Origin of the sequence: Parasphingorhabdus sp., assembly GCF_049667325.1 — a bacterium.
Lineage (GTDB): Bacteria > Pseudomonadota > Alphaproteobacteria > Sphingomonadales > Sphingomonadaceae > Parasphingorhabdus.
Map to the genome: position 1 here is coordinate 1 of NZ_JBATHY010000031.1, position 8,186 is coordinate 8,186.

Here is an 8,186-nt window from a genome sequence, read left to right on the forward strand (position 1 = left end):
CGGCCGCCATAGCTGGTAAGCCCCGCGAGTACCGACACCAGTCGCCGGCCCTTCTGTTCAGCCGAGCCGGTAAAGCCATAGCCGGCTTCTTCCGTATGACCGGTTTTCAGTCCGTCTGATCCGGCCACTTTGCCCATCAGGGGGTTGCGGTTGGATTGCTTGATACCGTTCCACTCAAATTCATCCTGGCCGTAGAAATCATCATATAATTTCGGGAAGTTGTTCGCGGTCGCTGCGCCCAAGGCTGCCAGATCTCGTGCGGTGACCATGGTCCTCCCCTCGTCCGGCCAGCCGTTGCTGTTTCCGAAGCGGCTCTTGGACATGCCTATTTCTTTGGCACGCTTGTTCATCAGACCAACAAAGGCTTGCTCGGTCCCGGCAATACCTTCAGCCAGAACCACACAGGCATCATTGCCCGACAAGGTCACGATTCCGTGTAGCAAATCTCGCACACTGACCTGACTGCCCACGCCTAGGAACATAGTAGAACCCTGATTGTTCCACTTTTTCCAGGTCTCCTCGTTGACGCGAAACTTGTCATCCAGCTTTAGCTTGCCTTTGTTTATCATATCGAATGCTACATATACGGTCATCATCTTCGCCATTGAAGCCGGCGGAATCTGTTTGTCCGCATTTTTTTCGAACAGCACCGCGCCAGAGGACAAGTCTGTCATATAGGCGATAGGTGCATTGGTTTCAAAACTGGGTGCCGCGAAAACAACGGACGATACCGCGATGAAAGGCAGTGACGCCAAGAGATATTTTTTCATTAAGACCAGGGTTCCCGATTAAAATTAAGCGACAAAAAGGCTATTTGTCCGCCCGCAAGATTCGGGCACCGCTATAGCCGCGCTGCTGTGCCTGTGCCAGCCCTGCTTGTGCATCCTGTTCGGTCGCGTATGGGCCGTATCGCACGCGCCAGATGGATCGTGTGCCATCGGTCATGACCTTGGCTCCGATCTTTCTGGCAAGCGTGTCTGCCCGTGATTTTTCGCTGAAAGCGGCGACCTGGACAACATAAGATCCGGGCAAGCCGCCGACAAAATTGTTTCCGACACTATTCTCGACGGCCACTGGACGCCCGCCGCCTTCGATGATGAAGCGACCTTCTCGGGTTCCTGCGCCTTGCGAGGGGGTGGACGCTGGGCGGTTGGGTGCTCGGTTCGAATCCGGAGGCGAGTAAGCGGGCGCAGCGGCCTGCCTGACTGGCGATGCGGGCCGTGGAAGCTTGCCGAGATTTTGCTTCAGAATCGATAGCAGGGAATCCGGCGTTGCGATTCGCTCGGTTGCAGGGTTACCGGCGCGAAGTACAGCGCGCTCCTGTTCATTGGGGTTGACCTTCCGTACCCGGACACCGGTGACGCCGTGCTGGTCTATTCCAAGCTGCTTGGCGGCGCCGTGAGACAGGTCTATCAACCGATCGTTGGCAAATGGCCCGCGGTCATTGATGCGAACCAGTATCGTGCGTCCTGTATCGAGGGCGGTAATTTCGACGTAGGAAGGAAGCGGCAAGGTCTTGTGAGCTGCCGAGATGCCCTGGGGATTGAATGATTCGCCATTGGCCGTCTGATTTCCTGACAATTCTTCGCCATACCAGCTGGCATATCCCACTTCGTCATAACTGGGAGCATCCTCCGGCGTGTACGTGTTCCCGCCCACCTGATAGGGCTCTCCGATTTTTTGCGGATAGTCGGAAACCATCGCTGACCCTGCAAGTACGCCCACATTGCGGGGAGGGGGAGAGCCATCCGGAAAATTACCAAATTCGCGAGATCCGCTGCAACCCGCCAATGCCAGCGTTATGGTTGAGAGTAATCCAAATTCAACTGCGTATTTCATCCGCCAATAACCCCACTGCTAGCCCGTAAAAATTCGAACAATTATAATCCAGAATGACACGGTAATTGCCGGTCAATAAATAGGCCCGGTTTCCGCGGCCATCAGGTTCGAGCAGGGTTGCCATCACGCTCTCGTCGAGACGCATTCCGGTTGCCGGCACAACGCCCAGCCTTTGCCATTCAGCCATGGTTTTCCACTGGCTGTGGCGATTAAACACGCGAGGACATCGGGTAGGTATTATCTTGCTTTCTATTGATGAGCGATCGAGCGAAGATGGTACGTTGACCGCGATGCCCCAAGGCTCGCCCCGACGCCAACCCGAGTTCACAAAATAGTTGGCGATCGAAGCGACCGCGTCATATTCACTATTCCAGATATCCGCATATCCGTCACCGCTGCCATCTTTCGCCAGTCGCAAATAAACCGAGGGCAGAAATTGAGGCATGCCCATGGCCCCTGCCCAGCTACCCTTGAGAGCGGATTGGGGAACGCCCTGGTCGATGAGCTTCAGCACGGCAAGCAATTCAGGCTCGAAAAGGCTGCGTCGCCGGCCTTCATAGGCCAGCGTTGCCAGTGAGCGGGGAATATCAAAGTCGCCCATGTAGGAACCGTAGTTGGTTTCTTTTCCGTAGATCGCCATGATGATAGGCCCCGGCACACCGGTTTCGCGCTCGACATCGATAAGTTTGGCGATCAGACGACGATAGGCTGCTTTGCCACTGGCGATCCGCTCCGGCGTGATATGTCGCCGCTGATATGGAGCAAAGGGCGGAATCGCACTATTTGTGCTGCCGCCAGGTTGGGACTGATCCAGCTGGATAACCCGCGGATTATAGGTCAGGCCAGGCAGAACCTGGTCCAGAGTCTGCGCACGCACGCCTTTCTGCAAGGCCTTCTGGCGCACCTCCTGTAAATAGGATTCAAAGCTGGCGGTGCTGCTTTGTGCTTTGGCATTTTCCATCGGTGTTGCAGCGCTGATGCCGAAAAGTGCAATGGCGCTGCAGGCGATAGCGGTCATGATACGCATGAATACTTCCTTTTCGTCACCGCATTGTCGCACAAAGCCTGTCGCAGGGGAATCCCTAAATGTCCGATAGATACAACCACTCGCCCCGAAAACGCGTCTTGACCCAAATTTGGCGATTGAAATTCAATCGTTGGTAAAATGTTTTGCGCTTTCAAATCGGGAACGCTAGGACGCGATCGACCCGGCCCCAAGGGCTATGCGGACAGGTGGCAGAGTGGTCGAATGCAGCGGTCTTGAAAACCGCCGAGGGTGCAAGCTCTCCGTGGGTTCGAATCCCACCCTGTCCGCCAATAACATTTACGACACAATAGAGAACTTGAAATGTTCTTTGACGGGCTCTCGGGTATGGCCTTCATTAGGTCCCGCTTTTCCTTCGCTAATATTGCATCGCTCGTTACTCGGTCGAATTCTGGACCCAGTATTCAAACAGACGGAGGCGACAACACCACGATTGCGGGTTTCCAACAGAATGCGACGATTGGATAGGTAAACGCAAACGCATCATTCCCATGCGTGTGGGATTTTGATAGGTCTCGAGGATGAGGATTCCCAAAATTCGCACCTTTCTGATCCTGATCGCCATATTCCTTGCCATCAGCTTTCTTGGTGGCTCGGCTATTTGGACTGCACTCGGTCTCGCCGATGATCTGACGATCGAAGGGAAAGCCAAGATCGTGCGGTCCGACAGCGGTGGCCTGGGAACCGGATGGAGTTTTTATGGCGGTGATGCGGGCGGCAATCGCTATGTCGCAGCCCGTGATATCAACAAAACCAATGTCACAAATCTCCGGATTGCGTGGACCCATCAAAGCGGTACACTCAAAGATCGTAGCGCGGAGTCTCTGTCGCGAGCATCCCTCCAGGCTACTCCCATATTGGTTGAAGATTCGCTGGTTTACTGCACCCAATTTAACGAAGTCATCGCTCTTGATCCCGGAACGGGCGCGGAGAAATGGCGGTTTGATCCCAAGGTGCCGACCGATAGCCGCCCTGCTAACCAATATACCTGCCGCGGAGTTGCTTACTGGCAAGATCAGTCGGCAGCAGCGGGCGCGAAATGTGCTTCGCGGCTATTCACCGGGACCGTGGACGCCCGGATAATCGCGCTGGATGCCAAAACCGGAGAGCCCTGCGCGGATTTTGGTGAAGCCGGAACCAAACGTGTCCAACCATCGATATCGCTGCGTTGGCCCGGCGAGTTTCAGATCACCTCAGCGCCCGCGATCATCGGTGATACCGTGATAACCGGAACCGCGATCGGCGACAATCTGCGCACTGATGCACCGAAGGGAACCGTGTTTGCCTTTGACGCGCGTACCGGCGAAACCAAATGGGTGTTTGATCCGTTGAGCGGCTCGCCAAAAATTCGTGGAGGCCACAGCAATGTCTGGAGCAGCATAGCTGTCGATGAGAAGCGCGGGCTGGTTATCTTGCCTACCTCAAGCGCCAGTCCCGACTATTATGGCGGCAATCGACCAGGGAATAATCTCTATGCCAATAGCGTAGTGGCCCTCAACGGAGAAAACGGCACCGTTGCTTGGCATTTTCAAACCGTTCATCACGATGTCTGGGATTATGATCTCCCGGCGCAGCCTGGCCTGTATCAGGTATGGCGCGACGGTAAGGCGCATGATGTTGTGGCTCAGGTCACAAAAACGGGTCTGATTTTCGTGCTCGATCGCGAAACTGGAAAGCCCTTTCTTCCGATCGAGGAGCGGGCAGTACCGCAGGGCGCCGTTGAGGGAGAATTGCTCTCCCCTACCCAGCCCTTCCCGGTAAAAACACCGGCGATCGTACCTGATCGGTTGAATCCGGCAGATGCTTTCGGGCTTACCTTGTGGGATAAACTGGCTTGCAAGTCAAAGCTCGAAAACCTGCGCGGTGAAGGGCTGTTTACGCCACCAACCGTCAACGGCACGCTGTCGCTGCCTTTTACAGGCGGCGGCGCAAATTGGGGCAGTTCTGCCTATGACCCAAGCCGTAATTTGCTGGTGATCAACATGAACAATGTCGCATCCTATATGACGATGCATCCCAATACCACCGAGCGAGAACAAGTGAACGAGATTAGCGACGATGATGAATTCGCACCAATGGAAGGCTCCCCTTATGCCATGACCAGAGCAACGCTTCTCTCACCGATCGGCCTGCCATGCTCCGCTCCGCCCTGGGGCGTGCTGGCGGGCGTCGATCTGGATAGCGGCAAGATTGTCTGGCGGCAGACTATGGGGACAACCGAAGATCTGGCACCGGGCGGTTTTGCATTGAAATTGGGAACGCCTGCATTTGGCGGACCGATGATCACTGCTGGCGGGCTCGTGTTTATCGGCGCGGCGATGGACAATTATTTGCGGGCGATCGATGTCGAGACAGGCAAGGAACTCTGGAAAGGCCGGCTCCCCGCAGGCGGCCAGGCGACGCCGATGAGCTATGTCTGGAAAGGCCGGCAATATGTCGTCATCGCCGCCGGTGGACATGCGCGGGTTGGCACAAAACTGGGTGATAATATCGTGGCATTTGCGCTTGCCGATTAGTCAATTATGAAGGGGTGTGCTGGAACCAAGTTTGCAGTTTACCGGCTCGATCGATGCGAGGCCTATATCAGGCTGACAATCGTGCTTCCTCGAATTTGTTGTCCAGCCAAATCGCGGTAAAAACATCCGAAGTAACCGGTTTGGAAATGTGCCAACCCTGACCAATATCGCATCCGTATTTGACCAGCAAATCGAGACATTGCTGATCCTCAATTCCTTCGGCGACAATTTTCAATCCCAGATCATGGGCCATCGATATAGTGGATTTCACGATCACCTGGTTGGCATTGTCCGTGCCCATGGTTTTCACGAAGCTCTTGTCCAGCTTGATCTCGCTAATGGGAAGACGCTGCAAATAGCTGATGGTCGATTGGCCTGTGCCATAATCATCGATAGATACTCTGATGCCAGCTTTCTGGATGAGGTTAAGCGCGAATAGCGATGCTTCAGGGTCGGCCATGGTGGCCGTTTCTGTCACTTCGAATACGATTTGTTCATTAGGAATTTTGGTAGCGTTGACCATCGCAATGGCCTGATCGACAAAGCCGCTGTCACCCAGCAGCTTGGCAGAAATATTGACAGAGCAAGTGAGCCCCGGACGCTGGCTTTCCCAACTGCTCAAGTCATTCAATGCTTGGCGAAGTACCAAAAAGGTCAGTTGGTCAATTCGGCCGGCCCGTTCGAGCAACGGAATGAATATTTCCGGGCTGATCAGGCCTCGCTCCGGATGACTCCAGCGGACAAGCGCCTCGGCACCGTCGAGGCGGTTTGCTGACAGATCCCATTTGGGTTGATACACAACGTCAAGATCGCCGTCATCGATCGACCGATCCAGTTCCATCAGGAGATTATGTTTTTGGCCTATGGCATGGTCTACTTCTTCATTGTGCCATGCCCATTTTTTTCCGATGGCAAATGCTTGTTCCGAAGCAATTCTCGCCTTGTCCACCGTTTCTCCGCTGATACCGAAAGCTGCACCAATTTTAATTCGGGTTTCTTCGGCCATCACCGGAGCCTGCAAAAGGGCGGTTGCGGCATCAAAATGACCCGGAATATCGTCAACATAGTCACTCTTCACAATCCACGCTACCAGGTCGGAATCGAGATGAAAAATCTGTTCATCCTGGGCGAGAAACGCGAGGCGGGTGGCAATATTTTGAAACAAATCGCGGCGCGAATCCTTGTTCGTCATGACCAGCAATTCCTTAAAGTCTGAAATTCTGGCGGTTGCGATATAGCCGAATTGTTTGGCGGCTATGACTTTCAACAAGGCTGCTTCGTTCGGCAGACTGCTTCCGTCATTCACAAAGCGGCTTCGATCCAGAGCCCTTGTGGTCGTCAGGAATTTTTGAAAAAGGATATAGGACGCCAGAAAGAGCACGGCCTGTACGTTCAGAAAGGTCAGGATATGAAGATATTCCGCCAGGAGTACCAGTCCCAACAGAACGGCTCCTGTTCCCACCGCTACCCGGATCATCCCCGCGGAAGACACTTTTTGGGTCAGGATGCAGCCTAGCAGGATTATCGCAGACAAGAACAAGGAGGGCAAGTTGCCAAGGCTTCTCAAATTTGTCCCTTGGATCAACGTTTCGGTTGCCATCGCTTGGATGACTACGCCGGGAAGGATACCATAGCGGCTGATCGGATAGCGGTCGCCCAGTTCGATTGCGGTGGCTCCGATAAGGACTTTCTTGCCTGAAAGGTCGACGGCAGGGCCATTTGCACTGATCAGGTCGACAAAGCTCAGACGGGGAATGGTTCCCGGATCAATCGATTGATCGATCGCAAAGCTCTGGTCAATATCACCCGACACTTCTGCCATCATGCTGGCAAGCGATGGACGCGCGGTACCGCCGGTGGTGGTCCCGAAACTATATTCGTTCAACTGACCGTGATTGTCGGGATGGACGTTGACGGAAGCCAGAAAAGCATGTTCACGAAGTATTTCTATTGGAAGGCTTTCGACAAATTTCGCGTGCACGGTCGAAGCTCGTTGACGCATCGTCGGGAGAATAATTGTGGCGTCGGACTTTGCGATCGCATCGGCAAAAATCCGGTCCTGCGTTTCGGTTGAGCGCGAAGAGAAATCGATGTCAAACGCAACCTGCGTTGCACCTGCCTTGTTCAGCACTTCTACCGTTTCTGCATAAAGTTCGCGCGGCCATGGCCAATTGTCAATCGCTTGCAAGGATTTGGCATCAATCTCGACTATCACGATCTGACCGGAAGCCGGCTTTTCCAGCAAGCTGGCGCGCAAATTGCCAAGCTGCTGCTCGACCTCGTTACCGACTCCCGCCAGACTAAGGGCCAATGCGGCCAACAAGGCTAATATCCATGCTGCCAGAAACTGGTAGAACGCATCTGCGTCGAAAGAGGAAAAAATGGCCTTCAATTGTATCTCCAGGGAATACCCGGAAGATGTCTAGCAGAAGACCAATCTATTTTGCGTTAACGCATACAATCCGTGATGATCAGAATTTGAAAATGGGGGCTTTTGAGTTTCGCAAATTGCTTTTCTACTTGTCGTTGCCTTTTCCCTTGCCGCCGTTTCCGCCACCGTTGCCATTTCCGTTGCCGTTGTTGCCGTTGCCATTTCCACCGCCGTTGCCGTTTCCACCGCCGTTGCCATTTCCGTTGCCGTTATTGCCGTTACCGTTTCCGCCGCCGTTGCCGCCATCATCGCCGCCGTCATCGCCGCCGTCATCGCCACCATCATCGCCGCCACCGTTACCATTTCCGTTGCCGTTATTGCCGTTACCGTTTCCGCCGCCGTTGCCGCCGTCATC

The 8,186-nt window shown here is 54.3% G+C and carries 6 protein-coding genes and 1 tRNA gene; 2 read left to right on the forward strand and 5 right to left on the reverse strand.

From position 1 onward, the window contains the following. The 3 genes from WBM93_RS01310 to WBM93_RS01320 form a co-directional block, all read right to left on the reverse strand. Window positions 1-770 (reverse strand): D-alanyl-D-alanine carboxypeptidase family protein (locus tag WBM93_RS01310; RefSeq protein ID WP_424427377.1); only part of this gene is annotated, 770 nt, incomplete at its 3' end. Between the two features lie 40 nt (window positions 771-810). Further along, window positions 811-1,839 carry a septal ring lytic transglycosylase RlpA family protein gene (locus WBM93_RS01315; RefSeq protein ID WP_424427379.1) on the reverse strand — a complete coding sequence of 343 codons (1,029 nt, stop codon included), beginning with the start codon at window positions 1,837-1,839 and terminating at the stop codon, window positions 811-813. Then, a complete protein-coding gene (locus WBM93_RS01320; RefSeq protein WP_424427381.1) occupies window positions 1,823-2,866 on the reverse strand; it encodes a lytic murein transglycosylase in 1,044 nt (347 codons plus the stop codon). Before WBM93_RS01320 ends, WBM93_RS01315 begins: the two co-directional genes overlap by 17 nt. A 200-nt stretch (window positions 2,867-3,066) precedes the next feature. On the opposite strand from WBM93_RS01320, the gene WBM93_RS01325 reads away from it, so the two are divergent. Together WBM93_RS01325 and WBM93_RS01330 are read left to right on the forward strand one after the other, a co-directional pair. Beyond that, window positions 3,067-3,156, forward strand: a tRNA-Ser gene (locus WBM93_RS01325). A gap of 249 nt (window positions 3,157-3,405) precedes the next feature. Next, window positions 3,406-5,400, forward strand: a complete 1,995-nt coding sequence (locus WBM93_RS01330; protein WP_424427383.1) for a pyrroloquinoline quinone-dependent dehydrogenase — start codon at window positions 3,406-3,408, stop codon at window positions 5,398-5,400. Between the two features lie 67 nt (window positions 5,401-5,467). On the opposite strand, the gene WBM93_RS01335 is transcribed toward WBM93_RS01330, so the two are convergent. After that, entirely contained in the window at window positions 5,468-7,792 is a 2,325-nt protein-coding gene (locus tag WBM93_RS01335; protein WP_424427385.1) for an EAL domain-containing protein, read from the reverse strand. Between the two features lie 124 nt (window positions 7,793-7,916). Further along, the coding region (locus WBM93_RS01340) for a hypothetical protein (RefSeq protein ID WP_424427387.1) at window positions 7,917-8,186 on the reverse strand (270 nt) is incomplete at its 5' end.